This is a genomic window from Nonomuraea sp. KM90, from assembly GCF_052246675.1.
Taxonomy (GTDB): Bacteria; Actinomycetota; Actinomycetes; order Streptosporangiales; family Streptosporangiaceae; genus Nonomuraea.
Map to the genome: position 1 here is coordinate 137,071 of NZ_JBQQCB010000017.1, position 18,220 is coordinate 155,290.

The following is an 18,220-nucleotide window of genomic DNA, read 5'->3' on the forward strand; positions in this document are numbered from 1 at the left end:
CTGGGCGCGGGTGGTGCTCCTCGCCGGTGAGGGCGTGGATGCGCCGGAGGATCCGCCGGTCGTCCATGGTGGGTCCGTCGCGACGGACGGCGCCGCGCCGAACGGGGGTGTCAGGCCGTCCGGTCGGCGGCCGCGCGGCCGGCGGTGCGGCCGGACAGCAGGCAGCCGCCCAGGAACGATCCCTCCAGGGCGTTGTAGCCGTGCACGCCCCCGCCGCCGAACCCGGCGACCTCGCCGGCCGCGTAGAGACCGTCGATCGGCTGCCCGTCCAGGCCGAGGGCGCGGGAGTCGAGGTCGGTCTGGATCCCGCCGAGCGTCTTCCGGGTGAGGATGTGGAGTTTCACCCCGATCAGCGGCCCCGCCGCCGGGTTGAGGATCCGGTGCGGGGCGGCGGCCCGGCCGAGGCGGTCGCCGAGGTAGCGGCGGGCGTTGTGGATGCCCTGCACCTGGACGTCCTTGCTGTAGGGGTTGGTGATCTGCAGGTCGCGGGCCTCGATCTGGGCGCGGATGACCGCGGCGTCGAGCAGGGGCTTGTCGGTGAGCCCGTTCATCGCGGCCACCAGCTCCTCCAGTGTGTCGGCCACGACGAAGTCGGCGCCGTGCCGCTTGAACGCCTCGACCGGGGCGGGCGCGCCCTTGCCGAGGAGGCGGGCGCGCAGGAACGCCTTGCGGTCCTTGCTCGTGATGTCGGGGTTCTGCTCCGAGCCCGACAGCGCGAACTCCTTCTTGATGATCTGCTGGCTGAGGATGAACCAGGAATGGTCGTGTTCGGCGATGTCGGGGGTGGTGCGCAGGTGCCGCAACGTGCCGAGGGTGTCGTAGCCGGGCAGGCAGGGCTCGGGCAGCCGCCGGCCCAGGGCGTCGAACCACAACGACGACGGGCCCGGCAGGATGCGGATGCCGTGCCCCGGCCAGACGGGGTCCCAGTTGTGCAGGCCCTCGGTGTAGTGCCACATCCGGTCGCGGTTGACCAGCCTGACCCCGGCGCCGGCGGCGATGTCGAGCATCCGGCCGTCGACGTACGCCGGGACGCCGGTGACCATGTGCGCGGGCGGCCGGCCGAGCCGCTCGGGCCAGTACCGGCGGACCAGGTCGTGGTCGGCGCCGATGCCGCCGGTCGTGACGATCACCGCCTGGGCGCTCAGCTCGAACTCGCCCACCTGCTCGCGCGTGGAGGCGACCCCGCGAGGGGAGTCGTCGTCGGCCAGCACCGTGCCGCGCACCCCGCTGACCGTGCCGCCGGTCGTGACCAGCTCGTCCACCTGGTGCCGGTGGTAGAAGCGCACCAGCCCGGCGGCGGCGGCCCGGTGCGCGGAGCGGACGAACGGCTCCACCACGCCCGTCCCGGTGCCCCAGGCGATGTGGAAGCGGGGCACGGAGTTGCCGTGCCCGTCGGCGCGCAGGCTGCCGCGCTCGGCCCACCCGACGGTCGGCAGGAACGTGAGGCCGTGCCCGGCCAGCCACGAGCGCTTCTCCCCGGCGGCGAACTCCACGTAGGCGCGCGCCCACCTGACCGCCCAGGAGTCCTCGTCGTCCAGGCGGTCGAACTGGGCGCTGCCCAGCCAGTCGCTCCACGCCAGCTCGAAGGAGTCCTTGACCCGCAGGCGGCGCTGCTCTGGCGTGTCGACCAGGAACAGGCCGCCGAAGGACCAGAACGCCTGCCCGCCGAGGTTGGCGGCGTTCTCCTGGTCGACGAGGGCGACCTTCCGGCCCGCGGCGGTCAGTTCATGGGTGGCGACCAGGCCGGCCAGGCCGGCGCCGACGACGATGACGTCCGCGTCCATGGCGGGGGTGCTCCTCACTGCCGGAGGCCGCCGGACGGCCCGGGGGACATACAGGTGCCGGTGGCCGCCCGGGTGGCGCCCACCGTATCGGATACATCTGTGTATCGGATACGTGCGTGTATGTAAATGGGGCTAGCGTGTGTCCGTGAGCTCTCCCACCCCGGCCCGGCAGCGGCGCCGGCCGGACGGCGCCGCGCCCCGCGTCACCAAGCGGCGCGGCCGCACCCGGGCCCGGCTGCTCGCGGCGGCGTTCGAGGTGTTCGCGGCCAAGGGGTTCGGACGGGTGCGCATCGAGGACGTGTGCGAGGCCGCCGGCTACACCCGGGGCGCGTTCTACTCCAACTTCGACAGCCTCGACGAGCTGTTCTTCGCCCTCTACGACGAGCGCGCCGACCTCATCGCCGACCAGGTCACCGCCGCCCTGTCCGTCGAGGGGGCGGTGGAGGAGGCCGCCGGACCGCCGATCCAGGCGGTCATCGAGCGCGTCGCCGCGACGCTGCTGCTGGACCGCGACTGGCTGCTGGTCAAGACCGACTTCCTGCTGTACGCCGCCCGCGACCCGGCCGTCGCCGACCGGCTCGCCGCCCACCGCGACCGCCTGCGCACGGCCGTCGAACAGCGGCTGCACGCCGCCCGCGCCTGGCTCGCCCTGCCCCCGGCCATCGGCGACGTGCCCGGAGCGGCCCGTGCCGTGGTCGCCGCGTACGACGGCGTCACCGTCCAGCTCCTGCTCGACGGGGACCTGCCCGCCGCCCGCGCCTGGCTGACCCGCCTCCTCACCGCCCTGCTGACCCGCCCGCGTGAATAGCCTCGCCGTCCAGCGTCGGACGCGACGACGCGACGACGGGGCGCCTCTCTGGTTAAGTTAGCCTTGCCTAATTAACGCAAGGGAGGGAGCCCCCATGGCGACCGAAACGGCACGGCGTGCGCCCAAGTGCACCACCGGCGTGGTGCTGCGCACCGAGCAGCTGACGCCGCACATGATCCGGGTGGTGCTCGGCGGTGAGGGGCTGGCCGGGTTCAGCGCGGGCGAGTTCACCGACCACTACGTGAAGCTGCTGTTCCCGGTGCCCGGGGTGACCTATCCGGAGCCGTTCGACATGGGCGTGATCCGGGCCGAGCTGCCCCGCGAGCAGTGGCCGGTGATGCGGACCTACACCGTCCGCTCCTGGGACCCGCAGACCGGGGAGCTGGCCATCGACTTCGTCCACCACGGCGATCAGGGCCTCGCGGGACCCTGGGCGACGCAGGCCAAACCGGGCGACGTGCTGCGCTTCCTGGGCCCGGGCGGGGCGTACGCGCCCAGCGCCGAGGCGGACTGGCACCTGCTCGCCGGTGACGAGAGCGCGCTGCCGGCCATCGGCGCGGCGCTGGAGCGGGTCCCGGCCGGGGCGCACGCCAAGGTCTTCGTCGAGGTGGCGGACGCCGCGGAGGAGCAGGGGCTGCCGACGGCCTGCGACGCCGAGATCGTGTGGCTGCACCGCGACGGCGGGCAGGTGGGCGAGGCGCTGGTGCGGGCGGTGCGGGAGGCGAAGTTCCTCGACGGTACGGTGCACGCCTTCGTCCACGGCGAGGCCACGTTCGTCAAGGAGCTGCGGCGCCATCTGCGGGTGGAGCGGGGCGTGCCGCTGGAGCAGCTGTCGATCTCCGGCTACTGGCGGCTCGGCCGTGACGAGGACGGCTGGCAGTCCTCGAAGCCGGAGTGGAACCAGCAGATCGAGGAGGAAGAGGCGAAGGTCCTGGGCGACCGGGCCACGCGCTGAGCCGGTGCCCGCCCGGCCGCTCTCCTCCGGCGGCGGGCGGGCACGCCGCGCCTGTCGTCACGGCGTCTCGGCCGGCGGCTCGATCGGCGGCTCGATCGGCGGCTCGGTCGGGAGGAACCTGTTCTTGCGCAAGGGGCCGGCGAGCAGGATGAAGCTGCTCAGCACCGCCATCGACGTGACGATCCACATGGTGGCGCGCAGGCCGGCGAACTCGGCGACGGCGCCGCCCATCACCGCGCCGATCGGCAGGGTGCTGAAGTTGACGAAGTGCTGGCTGGCCCCGACCCTGCCCATGAGGTGCCCGGGTGTGTACGACTGCGTGAAGGTCCCGATGAGCACGTTGCTGGCCACGATGGCGACGCTCACGGTGAGACCGCCGACCAGGAGGAAGACCAGCCCCCACCCGTCGGTGGTCAGCGGGATGAGCAGGGCCAGCGGCGTGACGCCCAGCTCGGCGATCAGAATGGTCCTGGCGGTGCCGATGCGCTGGGCCAGGGCGGTCACGATGAGCGCGCCGATGACGCCGCCCACGCTCACCGCGCCGACGACCACGCCCACCAGCCCCTGAGACAACCCCACCTCGCGGATCATGAACACGATCAGGGTCGCCTGGAGTGCCGCGGCGGCCAGGTTGCCGGTGCCCGCGTGGATCGTGAAGACGCGCAGGTACGGGTCGCGCCAGAGGAACCGCAGGCCGGCGGCGATGTCCTGGCGCAGGGTGGTCGTGCGCTCCGCGCGCTGCTCCAGGTGGGTCTCCGGCACCCGGATCGAGCGCAGGCACAGCGCGGAGACGACGAAGCTGAACGCGTCGATGAGCAGGCCGCTCACCGCCCCTGCGAGCTGGGCGACGGCACCGCCGACGGCCGGGCCCAGGATGAGCGCGCCGGCGTCGGTCCCCTGCAGCTTGGCGTTCGCGCCGGGCAGCCGGTCCTTGGGCAGCAGGGCGGGCAGGAACGCCTGGGCGGCCGTGGAGAAGAAGACCGCCGTGGTGCCGATGACCAGGGCGACGCCGACCATATGAGCCATCGTGAGCACGCCCGCCCAGGCGGCGAGCGGCACGCTGGCCAGCGCGAGCGCCGAGACGAGATCGCAGATGATCATGGTCCCGCGCCGGCGCATGCGGTCGACCCACGCTCCGGCGGGCAGCCCGATGATCAGCCAGGGCAGCCAGACGGACGCCTCCAGCACGGTGATCATGAAGGTGCTGGACCCCAGCACGCTGATCGCGATCAGGGGCATCACGATGGTGGTCACGGCGCTGCCCAGCTTGCTGGTGGCCTGCCCGAACCACAGGAGCGCGAAGTACCTGCCGTAGTCGGGGGAGATGGCGGTCTTTACGCGGTCGGTTTCCATGAACCTCGTCCCATGGGTTGCCCGGACTTGGTGATCTGACGCCTCATTCTGGCGTGAGGTATGCGGACCGATCCCGCCTCGACCGGCAACTGCCTGCATTCTGCCTCAGGCAACTGCCTATTTCGCCTGACGGTCACAAGTAGCCTTTCGCATTACTTCATGGAATTACTGGTGGAGGCTCCCATCAACGGATTCAGGCTTAATGTTCTGCTGACGGGGACGTCGTCGGATTCGCATGTCTGGAATTTGGTCTACATGCACCTGCTCCTCCAGGAGCTGGGTCACGACGTCCTCAATCTCGGCTGCTGCACACCGGACGACCTCCTGTTGCGCGAGGCCGTACGCATCGCCCCCGATCTCGTCGTGGTGAGCACCGTCAACGGACACGGCGTGAACGACGGGGCGCGGGCGGTCCGGCTGCTCCGCGCCGAGGAGTCTCTGCGGGGCATTCCCATGGTCATCGGGGGCAAGCTCGGCGTCGCGGGCTCGTGGCGTTCGGAAGGCGTCCAGACGTTGCTCGATGCCGGTTTCACCGCCGTATTCGGTGATGACGAGCTCGATCTGGTGCTGTTCGGCTCGTTCGTTGATTCCGTTCTGAAAACCAGGTCTCGACAAAGGTGAGGAATTGACTGCGTTCGGGCAATTTGTGGCGGACATTCGCGCGTCGGGCCGTCTTGTGGTGCAGCCGAGAATGGGGTTCGGCCGGGCCGCGCGCATGCGGCGCGGGCTGGCCGCGACGAAGGCGGCCGCGCCGGCCACGGCCGGCACCATCACGCTGGACAGCTACACCAGGCTGGGCGACCACGACGGCGCACGGCGCGCCCTGGCGGCCGGTACGGAGCTCAACGGCTATCCCATCGTGGCCCACGGCGCCGCCACGACGCTGGCCCTGCTCGACGGGATCCGCGACGAGAGCTTCCCCGTGCAGGTGCGGCACGGCTCACCCACGCCGGACCGGCTCTTCCATCGGCTGTGCGAGCTCGGGCTGACCGCGACGGAGGGCGGGCCGGTGTCGTACTGCCTGCCCTACAGCCGTACGCCGCTGCGCCAGAGCCGGCAGAGCTGGGAGCGCTGCTGCTGGATGCTCGCCGAGACGCGCGGGACCGGGGTGGAGCCGCACCTGGAGACCTTCGGGGGGTGCATGCTCGGGCAGCTCTGCCCGCCGGGGCTGCTCGTCGCGATCAGCCTGCTGGAGGCGCTGTTCTTCCGGCGGCACGGCCTGCGCAGCATCTCCCTGAGCTACGCCCAGCAGGCCAGCCAGGACCAGGACGAGGAGGCTCTGGGCGCCCTGCGTCACCTCGCCGCCCGCTTCCTTCCCGATGTGGAGTGGCACATCGTGCTGTACGCGTACATGGGGCTCTATCCCCGGACCCGCGGTGGTGCCGAGGCGTTGCTCGGCGATGCCGCCCGGCTCGCCGTACGCGGTGGGGCCGCTCGGCTGATCGTGAAGACGGTGGCCGAGTCGGCGCGCATCCCGACCATCGCGGAGAACGTCGCCGCGCTCCGGCACGCCGCCGCCACCGCCGCCACCGCGACCGCGACCGAGGAGCGGTCCGGTCGCGCCGCCGAGCGGGCGGCCGGGGGCGAGGTGCTGGCGGAGGCGCGGGCCATCGTCGAGGCGGTCCTCGATCTGGACGATGACGTCGGCAGGGCCATGGAGGACGCCTTCGGCCGCGGCTACCTCGACATCCCCTACTGCCCGCATCCGGACAACGCCGGGCGGGCCACCAGCTACCTCGACCGCGACGGCCGGCTGCGCTGGCGGGACACCGGCCGGTTGCCGGTCGCCGAGCCCCGCCGCGCCGCGGGACGGCCCTTCGCAGCCGCGGACCTGCTCGAGTGCCTGAGCCGGGTGCGCAGGAAATACGACGGCGAGCCGGTGGAAGCGCACGGCTCCAGCCCGATGGAGGTGAGCACATGATCGGTGACGAGCACCGGCCACCCGGGCCGCTGCGCGACCACCTGATGGCCCCGACCACCCGCACCGCCCTGCTCGTGCAGCAGGAGATCCTCCGCGCCGTGCGCGGCCACCTCGCCCGCCGCGGATTCGTCGAGGTGCGGGCGCCCGTCATCGGCCCGGTGACCGATCCGGGCGTGCGCGGCGCCAAGCAGGTGGACATCGACTACTACGGCACCCGCTTCAAGCTGATGTCCAGCGCGATCCTGTACAAGCAGGCCGCGTTGCTGACGTTCGACCGGATCTTCTGCGTCGCGCCCAACATCCGGCTCGAACCGCCGGAGACCGCCTCGACCGGGCGGCATCTGGTCGAGTTCCACCAGATCGACGTCGAGATGGCCGACGCGTCGCGCGAGGAGGCGATGGCCCTCCTACAGGGGCTGGTCGTACGCGCCGTGGCGGCGGTGGTCGGCAACCTGGCCGAGGAACTGGAGGCGCTCGGCCGCGACATCGGCGCCTTCGCCGAGCTGCTCGACCAGCCCTTCGGCCGGAAGACGCACGCCGAGGCGGTGGCCGAGATCCGGCGCGCGGGACACCCGCAGGACGACGGGGCCGAGATCGCCTGGTCGGGAGAGCGGGTGCTGTCGGGCAAGGCCACCTGCCCGTTCTTCGTCACCGACTATCCCAAGGGCTCGCGGGGGTTCTACGACCGTGAGAGCCGTACGTCTGACGGCGTGCTGCGCAACTTCGACCTGATCGCCCCCGAGGGGTACGGCGAGCTGTCCAGCGGCAGCGAGCGCGAGTCCGAGTACGCCCGGCTGGTCACCCGCATGCGCGAGACCGGGGAGAACCCGGCCAAGTACGCCTGGTACCTGGAGCTGGCCAGGCAGGGCCTCCGGCCGAGCGCCGGATTCGGCCTCGGGCTGGAGCGGCTCACCAGGTACGTCGCCGGGCTGGACGAGATCTGGCAGGTCACCCCGTTCCCGAAGCTGGCCGGGGTGGTGTCCCCGTGACCAGGCTGACCGCCCCGGGCTTCCCCGCCGGGCCGATCAGGGCCCGGGCCAGGACCGGTCCGGCCGGCGCGTTCCCGGCCCTGGCGGAGTACGGGAGCGCCGTCTTCGGCGCGCTTCCCCCCGACGGTGACGACGTCCTGGACCGGGCCCGCCTGGCACCGCCGATCTTCACGCCGCAGCGCCTGGACAAGCTCATCGAGCTCGGCCGCGAGCCGACCTACGCCGACGTGGACCTGACGACGGTGATCGGTGGCATTCCGGCGCGGTCGCCGGTGTACGTCTCCGCGCTGGGATCGACCGAGGTGGCCGGCACCGGTCCCGGCCTGTCGGTGATCAGGCAGGCCGCGCGGCTCGGCGTGCCGCTGGTCATCGGGGAGAACGTGGCCTCGACGAGCGGGTATCGCGACACGGGCGGCGCCGCCGGGCTGCTGCTGCGGATCAAGACCTACCTGGCGGAGCTGAACGGCGAGCACGGCGGGATCGTCGTCCAGCAGAGCACCGAGGACGCCGACTCCGAGGTGTGGAACCTCGTCTACAGCGACCCCGTCGTGGGGGAGCTGCTCGCCTCCGGGCGGCTGGCGTTCGAGCTGAAGGCCGGGCAGGGGGCCAAGCCGGGCCTCGGCGGCATGACCGTGCTGGACGCCGCGGAGGCCGCCCGGCTGGCCGGCCGCTATCTGCTTGATGCCGTCGCGGGCGCGGAGAGCGCGGACGCCGTGGATGCCGTGGACGCCGTGGATGCCGGGGGCGGCGGGGGCGGCGGGGGCGGTGCGGTGGGCCGGGATGTGGCGTCGCTCAGGAGCGGTAGCCCCGGCACGTTCACCGAGGAGATCCTGCGCCGCCAGGTGCACCTCATGCGCAACAACTACCCGCGCGCCCGGGTGTGGGTGAAGCTCCCGCCGGTCCGTGACGTACGGGCGGCCGCGTTCACCGCCTGGTCGGCGGGCGCGGACTCGGTCACGGTGGACGGCGGCGAGGGCGGCACCGGCTGGGCGCCGCTCTCCTTCCTCCAGCACGTCGGCCTGCCGCTCGCCGAGTGCCTGCGGCGGATCGGCCCCCCGCCCGCCTGCCTGCTGGTGTCCGGCCGGATCTGGGAGGGCGCCAGGGCGGTGAAGTGCCTCGCGCTGGGCGCGACCGCGGTCGGGCTCGGCCGCGCGGCGCTGCTGGCCGCCGACGAGGAGCCGGAGCACGGCCTGGTCAACCTGGTCGAATGTCTGGCCCTGGAGCTGCGGATGCTGGTCAGCGCGCTCGGCAAGTACGCGCCGGGCCGCCTTGGCGCGGAGGACGTCTGGTTCCCGGAGGGAGAGTCGTGATCACCGTACTGGTGCAGCTCGCCGTGATCCTCGGGGCCGTGTACGCCGGGCGGGCCGCCGCGCGGCTGCTGCGGCAGCCGGAGGTGATCGGCGAGATCTGCGCGGGCCTGCTGCTCGGGTACGTCGTCATGCGGATCGCCGGGACCGGGTTCTTCTCCGACGGGCTGATCGAGGTGGTGCGTGCCGTCGGCAAGGCCGGGCTGGCGCTCTTCCTCGTCGGCATGGCCGTCGAGCTGCGTCGCGGCCTGGCCGGGATCAGGCTCGGAGAGCTCGGCAAGGTGGCGGCGGGCTCCCTGGCCCTGCCGCTCGCGGGCGGGGTGGCGCTGGCCCTCTGGCTGATCGGCACCGGACGGCCGGAGCTGGCCGGCACAGGAGGGCCGGTGCTGGTCGGCACCGGAGGGTCGGAGCCCGCGCTCGTGGCGATGATCGCGATCTCGCTCGCGGTGACGGCCGTTCCCGTGCTGGCCCGGATCATGGCGGCGCGCGGGCTGGCCGGCGACACCGCCGGCACGCTCGCGCTCGGGTCGGCGGTGCTGATCGACGCGGTCGCGTGGCTGCTGCTGTCGGTGGTGATCGGGTTGTCGGCCGCGGGGCTCGGCGGCGTGCTGCTCTCCGTCACGGTGTCCTGCGGCGGCCTGGCGGTGGCGCTGGGGGTCAGGCGGCTGCTGGAGCGGGGGCGGGCCGGCGCGCTGTGGGCCGAGCGTCCCCGGGCCGCCGCCGTGCTGACCGGCCTGATCGCGGTGGGCGCCATGGAGGCGGCCGGGCGGTGGGGGCTGACCGAGTTCCTCGGCCCGCTCCTCGTCGGTCTGGCCGTCCCGTCCGACCACGCCACCCGCCCCCACGCGGGTGACCGGCCGGCCGCCGCGGACGGTGCTCCGGTGCGGGGGCGGCCGGCCGACCGGATCGGGGCCCTCGGGCTGCGGCTGGTGCCCGCGTTCTTCGTGGTCACCGGGGTCGGGCTGTTCGCCGGGCCGGACGCGGCGAACGTCGGCTGGGACGTGATCGTGGTGACCACCGTGGTCGCGATGATCGGCAAGATCGGCGGCGGCTACCTCGGCGCGGTCGGCGCCGGCCACTCCCGGCGTACGGGCCTGCGGGTCGGTGTCCTGATGAACGCCCGCGGCCTCACCGAGATCGTCTTCCTGCAGGCCGGGTACGCCGCCGGGCTGCTGCCCCCCGCTCTCTACCTGGCATTCCTCGTGATGGCGGTGGTGACGACGGCGGCGACCGGCCCGCTGCTGTCCCTCGTCGAACGGATCCCCGCCGCTCACCCCATGACTTCGAAAGGCGCGGGACGCCCGTGAAGCACACACCCGGCAACGGCACGGACGTCGTCGACATGCGGCCGTTCATGACCGAGTTCCCGACCGGCGTGGCCGTCGTCACCACCCTGGAGCCGCAGGGCCGGCCGTGGGGCATGACCTGCACCTCCCTGTGCAGCGTCACGCTGGTGCCGCCGACCCTCCTCGTGTGCCTGCGCGACGGCAGCCCGACGCTGGCCGCGCTGCTGAGCGCGCGTACGTTCGCCGTCAACCTGCTGCACCGCGACGCCCGCGCGACGGCCGAGCTGTTCGCGTCCGGCGCCCCCGACCGGTTCGGCCGGGTGGGCTGGAGCCTCCCGGCCGGCTGCGGCGGGCCCCATCTGCGCCCGTCCGCACACATGATCGCCGACTGCGAGCTCGCCCGCAGCATGTCGATCGGCGACCACATCGTGGTCGCCGGCCAGGTCCAGCACGTCACCCGCACGTCGGAGACGGCACCCCTGCTCTACGGGAGGCGCCGGTACGCGTCGTGGCCCGACCAGCCCCCAGCCCCCTCAGGTTCCGGAGGACCGCAATGATCCGCAACGTCGTCATCGTCGGCGGTGGCACGGCCGGCTGGATGACCGCCACCTACCTCAACAAGGCGTTCGGCGACTCGGTGTCGGTGACGGTCGTCGAGTCCGCCCGCGTGCCCACCATAGGCGTGGGAGAGGCGACCTTCAGCACCATCCGCCACTTCTTCGCCCACATCGGGGTCGAGGAACACGAGTGGATGCCCGGCTGCTCGGCCAGCTACAAGCTGGCCATCAAGTTCGAGAACTGGCGCGAGCCCGGCACCCACTTCTACCACCCCTTCGAACGGCTGCCCTCCTTCGGCGGCTTCGACCTGGCCGACTGGTGGCTCCACCTGGACGGCAAGGTGGCCGAGTTCGACCGGCGCTGCCTGGTCATCCCGGCGGTCTGCGAGGCGCAGCGCTCGCCGCGCCGCCTCGACGGCTCGCTGCTCACCGGCACCCTCGAACACGGCACGCAGTTCCCGTACGCCTACCACTTCGACGCCGCGCTGCTGGCGAAATACCTGACCCGGCTCGGCACCGCCCGCGGCGTCCGGCACGTGCTGGACGACGTGACGGAGGTCAGGCAGGACGAGCGCGGCTGGATCAGCCACCTGGTCACCGCCGGGCACGGCGAGATCCACGGCGACCTGTTCGTCGACTGCACCGGCTTCCGCGGGCTGCTGATCAACCAGGTGCTCGGCGAGGAGTTCCAGTCCTTCGAGGACGTCCTGCCGAACAACCGCGCGGTCGCGCTTCGCGTCCCGCGTGACATGGCCGCGCACGGGATCGACCCGTACACCACGGCCACGGCCATGGACGCGGGCTGGATCTGGACGATCCCGCTGTACGGCCGGGTCGGCACCGGCTACGTCTACTCCGACCGGTTCTGCTCGCCAGAGGAGGCCGAGGCGACCCTGCGCGCGTTCGCCGCGCCCGGGATGCCGGAGCTGGAGGCCAACCACATCAGGATGCGGATCGGCCGCAACCGCCGGTCCTGGGTGCGCAACTGCGTGGCCATCGGCCTGTCGAGCGGGTTCGTCGAGCCGCTGGAGTCCACCGGGATCTTCTTCATCCAGCACGGCGTGGAACAGCTCGTCGCCTGCTTCCCCGGCGAGACGTGGGACCCGGCGCTCGCCGACGCCTACAACGCCCGGGTGGCCGGCGTCATGGACGGCGTGCGGGAGTTCCTCGTGCTGCACTACCGGGCCGCCGCCCGCGACGACACGCCGTACTGGAAGGCGGCCAAGACCCGCGCCCTGCCACCCGGCCTCGAACGGCGGCTGGAGAGCTGGCGGTCGATGCTGCCGGACGCCGCGAGCATCCACCCGCACTTCCACGGCTTCGAGCCGTACTCGTGGCGGGTCATGCTGATCGGCCTGGGCGCCCAGCCGGTCGCGGCCCTGCCCGCCCTGGCGCACGCGGACCCGGGACCGGCCCTGGCCGCCCTGGACGGCATCCCCCGCAAGATCGAGCAGCTCATCGAGGAACTACCGAGCTGTTACGCCTACCTCAGCCGGCTGAACCACTGATCAGAGCAGATGGAGTACGAGATGTCGCGACTGCCGTTGTCGACCGCGCAATGGGGAATCTGGTTCGCCGGTCAGCTGGGCTCCCCGAACGAGCTCATGAACTGGGGCGAATACCTCGAGATTCGCGGAAGTATCGAGGTGCCGCTGTTCGAGGCGGCGTTGCGCCGCGCGGTGCGCGAGACCGACACCCTGAACATGCGCTTCGCCGTGGACGCCGACGGCGAGCCGTACCAGGTGGTCGAGCCCGACCGCGGGCTGCCCTTCTCGTACGTCGACCTCACCGACCGGCCCGACCCGGCCGCCGCGGCGGTGGCGTGGATGCGGGCCGACGTCGCCAGGCCCGTCGACATCGGCCGCGACGTGCTCTTCGGCGAGGCGCTGTGCAAGATCGACGAGGACCGGTACTTCTGGTACTGGCGGATGCACCACCTGATCATGGACGGCTTCGGGCACGCCATGTTCGTGCGGCGGGTGGCAGAGGTGTACACGGCCCTCGAACGCGGCCAGGCGGTGCCCGAGGCGACCTTCGGCCGGCTGGCCGAGCTGCTGGAGGAGGAGCAGGACTATCTGGCCTCGCCCGAGATCGACCGCGACCGCGACTTCTGGCGCGAGCGGCTGTCGGGAAGCCCGGCGCCGGTCGCCCTCGGCCGCCCGTCGGCCGAGGGCACGACCAAGGTCCTGCGCGGCACCCACCACCTGACCCAGGAGGAGATCGACCGGGTGCGCGGGCTGGCCGCCGAGCTGGGCGTCAAGTGGACGCGGCTGTTCGTCGGGATCATGGCGGCCTTCCTGCACCGCGTCACGGGCACCGAGGACGTGGTGATGAGCCTCCCCCTGACCGGGCGCGCCACCGCCAGGGCGCTGAACGTGCCGTCCATGATGTCCAAGGTCGTGCCGTTCCGGGTGGCCGTGCACTCCGACCTGACGGTACGGGAGCTCGTCACGCGCGTGGCCGCGGAGGTCGACGGCGTGCTGGCGCACCAGCGCTACCGCGTGGAGGAGATGCGCAGGGACCTGTCGCTGCCCGGCGGGCAGACGATGTTCTTCGGCGCGCTGATGAACATCATGCGGTTCGAGCAGGTGGTGCGGTTCGGCGACCGGGAGACCGAGCTGCGCCACTTCATGAGCGGGCGGGTCGAGGACGTCCAGGTCGTGGTGGACAGCCGGGGCACCGGCGACGGGCTGCGCGTCTACGTGGACGCCAACCCGGTCGCCTGGGACGCCGGGGACTTCGCAGCGGGGGAGCGTACCTTCCTGACGTTCCTGCGATCGCTGCTGGCCTCGCCGGTCGATCGGCCGGTCGGCGACGTCGAGCTGCTGGGCTCGGCCGAGCGCGGGCGCATGCGTGCGCTCGGCGCGGGCGCCGGCGGGCCTTCCGAGGTCGAGGAGGGCGTGCACACGCTGTTCGAGCGGCAGGCCCGGGCCACTCCCGGCGCCGTCGCGCTGATCTGCGGCGATCGGCGCGTCAGTTACGCCGAGCTGGACGGCCGGGCGGGCCGGGTGGCGCGCGAGCTGGTGGCGGCCGGGGTCCGCCGGGGGGCCGTGGTGGGCGTGCACCTGGAGCGGGGCGCCGGTCTGGTCGCGGCGCTGCTCGGCGTGCTGAAGGCCGGGGCCGGTTACACCCTGCTCGACCCCGCCTTCCCCGCCGAGCGGCACACGCTGGTGCTCGGGGAGGTGGGCGCGGCAGCCGTGGTGACGACGGAGGCGCTCGCCGAGGGGCTGACCGGGGCGCACCCCCACATCGTGATCACGGACGACCCCGCCCACGGGGACGGCCCCCGCGAGCCGGGGGTCCCCGTACGGGCCGACGACGTCGCGTGCGTCATGTTCACGTCGGGCTCGACCGGCCGGCCCAAGGGCGTCGTCGCGCCGCACCGGGCGCTGACCTCGACCTTCCTCGGCCAGGATTACCTGGACTTCGGTCCCGGGCACGTGTGGCTGCAGTCCTCGCCGGTGTCGTGGGACGCGTTCGCGCTGGAGGTCTTCGGCGCCCTGCTGCACGGCGGGACGTGCGTGCTGCCGAGCGGGCGGCGGGCCGACCCGGCCGAGATCGCCGAGCTGACCGCCCGGCACGGCGTGACCGTGCTGCAACTGTCGGCGGGCCTGTTCAACGCGCTGCTCGACGAGCGGCCGGAGGTCTTCGCCGGGCTGCGGGTGGCGATGACCGCGGGTGACGTCGCCTCCGTCTCCCACGTGCGCCGCGCCCTGCGGCGCTTCCCGGGCCTGGTCGTGCTCAACGGCTACGGGCCGGTGGAGAGCATGGGGTTCACCACCTGCCACCGGATCGCCGAGGCCGACTGCGACCGGCCCTCGATCCCGGTCGGCGTGCCGCTGGCCGGCAAGGGCGTCCGGGTGCTCGACCGCGGGCTGCGGGTGGTCCCGGTCGGCGTGGTGGGCGAGCTGTACGTGTCGGGCGGCGGCCTGGCCCGCGGCTACGCGGGCCGTCCCGGTCTGAGCGCGGACCGGTTCGTGGCCGACCCGCACGGCCCGGCGGGGTCGCGCATGTACCGGACGGGAGACCTCGTACGCTGGCGCCCCGACGGGACGCTGGAGTTCCTCGGCCGGGCCGACGAACAGGTGAAGGTGCGCGGCTTCCGCGTCGAGCCCGGCGAGGTGGAGTCGGCGCTGCGCGAGGTGCCCGGCGTGACCGACGCCGCCGTCCAGGCCGTCGCGGACGCCACCGGAGGCCGGCGGCTGGTCGCCTACCTGGTGGGCGACGCCGGGCCGGGCACCGTACGGGCCGCCCTGGCGGGTGCTCTTCCCGACTACATGGTGCCGGCGGCGTTCGTGCCGATGGCCGCGCTGCCGTTGACGCCCAACGGCAAGCTCGACCGCCGGGCGCTGCCCGCGCCGTCCTTCGGGGGCACCACGGGCGGGCGCGGCCCGCGCGATCCCCGTGAGGAGATCCTCTGCGGGCTGTTCGCCGAGGTGCTCGGCGTCGGCCGGGTGAGCATCGACGACAGCTTCTTCGACCTGGGCGGGCACTCCCTGCTGGCCATCCGGCTGATCTCGCGGATCCGCTCCACGCTGAGCACCGAGCTGACCGTGCCCGAGCTGTTCGCGTCGCCGACCGTGGCGGGCCTCGCCGCGCTGGCCGGCGGTGACCGCGGCGCCAACCTGCGCCTGCTGGCCAGGGACCGGCCCGACCGGGTGCCGCTGTCCTTCGCGCAGCGCAGGTTGTGGTTCCTGGGCGAGTGGGAGGGGCAGAGCGCCACCTACAACGTGCCGATGTCCCTCCGGCTGCGGGGGGCGCTGGACGCGCAGGTGCTGATCGGCGCGATCGGCGACGTGGTGGAGCGGCACGAGAGCCTGCGCACGATCTTCCCCGAGGCCGGGGGCGTGCCCTACCAGCGGGTGGTCGCGGCCGGGCCGGTCGTCGAGCTGGTCGAGTGCGGCCCGGGGGAGCTGGCCGGGCGGATCGAGGAGGCCGTGGGCCGGACCTTCGACCTGGCCGCCGACCTGCCCGTCCGCGGCTGGATCTTCAGGGTGGCGCCGGAGGAGCACGTGCTGCTGCTCGTCGTGCACCACATCGCCGCCGACGGCTGGTCCACGGGGGTGCTCTGCCGTGACCTGTCGGTGGCGTACGCGGCACGCGCCCAGGGGCTCGCCCCGGCCTGGTCGTCCCTGCCGGTCCAGTACGCCGACTATGCCTTGTGGCAGCGGGAGCTGCTGGGGGAGGAGGACGATCCGGGCAGCGTGCTGGCGGGGCAGCTGGCGTTCTGGTCGGAGGCGCTGGCCGGTCTGCCCGACCGGCTGGCGTTGCCCGCCGACCGGCCGCGTCCGCAGCGGGGCAGCCAGCGGGGTGAGCACCTGGAGCTGACGATCCCGGCCGAGCTGCACGCGCGGCTGGCGGGGCTGGCCCGGGATTCGCACGCGACGTTGTTCATGGTGGTGCAGTCGGCGTTGGCGGCGTTGCTGACCCGTCTGGGTGCCGGGGGTGACATTCCGATCGGGACGCCGGTGGCGGGTCGGTTGGATGACGCGCTGGACGATCTGGTGGGGTTCTTCGTGAACACGCTGGTGTTGCGGGCGGACACGTCGGGGGATCCGACGTTCCGTGAGCTGATCGGGCGGGTGCGGGCGGCGGACCTGGCCGCGTACGAGCATCAGGACCTGCCGTTCGAGCGGCTGGTCGAGGCGCTCAACCCGGCTCGCGGCGGCCACCACCCGCTCTTCCAGACCATGCTGGCGCTCAACAACGCCACCGCGCACGACCTCGACCTGGCCGGGGTCACGGTCGCGGAGGAGCCCGTCGGCTTCCACGCGGCCAAGTTCGACCTCACCGTCGCGCTGACCGAGCGGCACGACGCCGGCGGCGGGCCGGCCGGGATCGACGGCATGATCGAGTACGCCACCGACCTGTTCGACCGCGACACCGTGCGCGCCTTCGCCGGCCGCCTGGTGAGCCTGCTCGACGCCATGACGGCCGACCCCGACAGCCCCATCAGCGGCCCCGAGCCGCTCACCCCGGACGAGCGCCGCCAGATCCTGCACGACTGGAACGTCACCCCGGACGCCGGCCCGCGCACCGGTGTTCACGAGCTGTTCGAACGCCAGGCGCGCAGCACCCCGGACGCCCCCGCCCTCTCCTACGGCCCGCGCACCCTCACGTACGCCGAACTGGACGCGGAGGCCAACCGGCTCGCCCACCGCCTCGTCGAGCGCGGCGTGGGCCTGGAGGACCGGGTCGCGCTCGCCATGCCCAGCTGCGACCTGTGGGTCATCTCGATCCTGGCGGTGCTCAAGGCGGGCGCCGCGTTCGTGCCGATCGATCCCGGTTACCCGGCCGAGCGCATCCGGTACATGATCGGCGACGCCGCCCCCGCGCTCGTGCTGAGCACCGCCGAATGGGCCACCGGGCTGCCGGCGGACGGCCCGCCCCGGCTGCTGCTGGACGACGCGCTCCCGGGCCCGCTCTCCGGCCCGCTCTCCGGCCCGCTCTCCGGGCCCGTGACCGGGCCCGTGACCGGGCCCGGCCGGGCGGTCCTGCCCGGCAACGCCGCCTACGTCGTCTACACCTCCGGCTCCAGCGGCCGTCCCAAGGGCGTGGTGGTGGCGCACGCCGGCGTGGGCGACATCGTCGCCGCCCAGCGGCACCGCCAGGCGGTGGGACCCGGCAGCCGCGTCCTCCAGCTCGTCTCCACCAGCTTCGACGCGGCGTTGTGGGACCTGTTCGGCGCCGTGCTCTCGGGCGGGACGCTGGTCGTCCCCGCCGGCGAGCGGCCGCTCGGCCAGGACCTGGTCGACTTCGCCGCCGAGCACGGGATCACCCATGTCGCGATCCCGCCCGCCGTCGTGGCGGACCTGCCGCCCAACGGGCTGCCCGCCGGTCTCGCGGTGACGGTGAGCGGTGAGGCGTGCTCACCCGCGCTCGCGGCCACGTGGTCGGTGGGCCGCCGGCTGTTCAACGGCTACGGTCCGACCGAGGCCACGATCGGCGCGACCATGTGGGAGTGCGAGCCCGGCCGCGCGCCGAACCCCGTGCCCATCGGCACCCCGCTGATCGGCAAGAGCGTCTACGTGCTCGACGACTTCCTGCGGCCGGTGCCGGTGGGGGTGGCGGGTGAGCTGTATCTGGGTGGTGCGGGTCTGGCGCGGGGGTATGCGGGGCGTCCCGGGTTGACGGGGGAGCGGTTCGTGGCGTGTCCGTTCGGGGGGTCGCGGATGTACCGGACCGGTGATGTGGTGCGGTGGCGGGCGGGTGGTGTGCTGGAGTTCGTCGGGCGGGTGGACGATCAGGTCAAGTTGCGCG

General features: G+C 73.2%; 12 protein-coding genes. 10 read left to right on the top strand and 2 right to left on the bottom strand.

All coding sequences use genetic code 11. The features are described 5' to 3' along the window. Positions 1-110 precede the first annotated feature (110 nt). Positions 111-1,784 carry an FAD-binding dehydrogenase gene (locus ACTWPW_RS20660; protein WP_375114346.1) on the bottom strand — a complete coding sequence of 558 codons (1,674 nt, stop codon included), beginning with the start codon at positions 1,782-1,784 and terminating at the stop codon, positions 111-113. 145 nt (positions 1,785-1,929) lie between these two features. On the opposite strand from ACTWPW_RS20660, the gene ACTWPW_RS20665 reads away from it, so the two are divergent. After that, positions 1,930-2,592 (top strand): TetR/AcrR family transcriptional regulator, encoded by a 663-nt coding sequence (locus tag ACTWPW_RS20665; RefSeq protein ID WP_443169632.1) that lies wholly within the window; start codon positions 1,930-1,932, stop codon positions 2,590-2,592. Positions 2,593-2,686: 94 nt separating this feature from the next. Next, positions 2,687-3,547, top strand: coding sequence for a siderophore-interacting protein (locus ACTWPW_RS20670; RefSeq protein WP_443169633.1), 861 nt, complete (start codon positions 2,687-2,689; stop codon positions 3,545-3,547). Positions 3,548-3,604: 57 nt separating this feature from the next. Here the strand turns inward: ACTWPW_RS20670 and ACTWPW_RS20675 are convergent, their stop codons facing one another. Beyond that, the gene (locus ACTWPW_RS20675; RefSeq protein WP_443169634.1) at positions 3,605-4,900 is read right to left on the bottom strand and encodes an MFS transporter; all 1,296 of its coding nucleotides are present in this window, start codon (positions 4,898-4,900) and stop codon (positions 3,605-3,607) included. A gap of 159 nt (positions 4,901-5,059) precedes the next feature. On the opposite strand from ACTWPW_RS20675, the gene ACTWPW_RS20680 reads away from it, so the two are divergent. The 8 genes from ACTWPW_RS20680 to ACTWPW_RS20715 form a co-directional block, all read left to right on the top strand. Continuing rightward, on the top strand, positions 5,060-5,521 hold the full coding sequence (locus ACTWPW_RS20680) for a cobalamin B12-binding domain-containing protein (RefSeq protein ID WP_375114342.1): 462 nt from the start codon (positions 5,060-5,062) through the stop codon (positions 5,519-5,521). Between the two features lie 25 nt (positions 5,522-5,546). Beyond that, positions 5,547-6,821 (top strand): methylaspartate mutase, encoded by a 1,275-nt coding sequence (locus tag ACTWPW_RS20685; RefSeq protein WP_443169639.1) that lies wholly within the window; start codon positions 5,547-5,549, stop codon positions 6,819-6,821. Continuing rightward, a complete protein-coding gene (locus ACTWPW_RS20690) occupies positions 6,818-7,810 on the top strand; it encodes an asparagine synthetase A (RefSeq protein WP_375114340.1) in 993 nt (330 codons plus the stop codon). The genes ACTWPW_RS20685 and ACTWPW_RS20690 overlap by 4 nt, the downstream gene beginning before the upstream one ends. Further along, positions 7,807-9,120, top strand: coding sequence for a glutamate synthase-related protein (locus ACTWPW_RS20695; RefSeq protein ID WP_443169635.1), 1,314 nt, complete (start codon positions 7,807-7,809; stop codon positions 9,118-9,120). Before ACTWPW_RS20690 ends, ACTWPW_RS20695 begins: the two co-directional genes overlap by 4 nt. Beyond that, the gene (locus ACTWPW_RS20700; RefSeq protein ID WP_443169636.1) at positions 9,117-10,424 is read left to right on the top strand and encodes a cation:proton antiporter; all 1,308 of its coding nucleotides are present in this window, start codon (positions 9,117-9,119) and stop codon (positions 10,422-10,424) included. Before ACTWPW_RS20695 ends, ACTWPW_RS20700 begins: the two co-directional genes overlap by 4 nt. Beyond that, positions 10,421-10,960 carry a flavin reductase family protein gene (locus ACTWPW_RS20705; RefSeq protein ID WP_375114337.1) on the top strand — a complete coding sequence of 180 codons (540 nt, stop codon included), beginning with the start codon at positions 10,421-10,423 and terminating at the stop codon, positions 10,958-10,960. The genes ACTWPW_RS20700 and ACTWPW_RS20705 overlap by 4 nt, the downstream gene beginning before the upstream one ends. Beyond that, positions 10,957-12,468 (top strand): tryptophan halogenase family protein, encoded by a 1,512-nt coding sequence (locus tag ACTWPW_RS20710; RefSeq protein ID WP_443169637.1) that lies wholly within the window; start codon positions 10,957-10,959, stop codon positions 12,466-12,468. Before ACTWPW_RS20705 ends, ACTWPW_RS20710 begins: the two co-directional genes overlap by 4 nt. Positions 12,469-12,489: 21 nt before the next feature. Then, positions 12,490-18,220: amino acid adenylation domain-containing protein (locus tag ACTWPW_RS20715; protein ID WP_443169638.1), on the top strand; the 5,731-nt coding region annotated here is incomplete at its 3' end.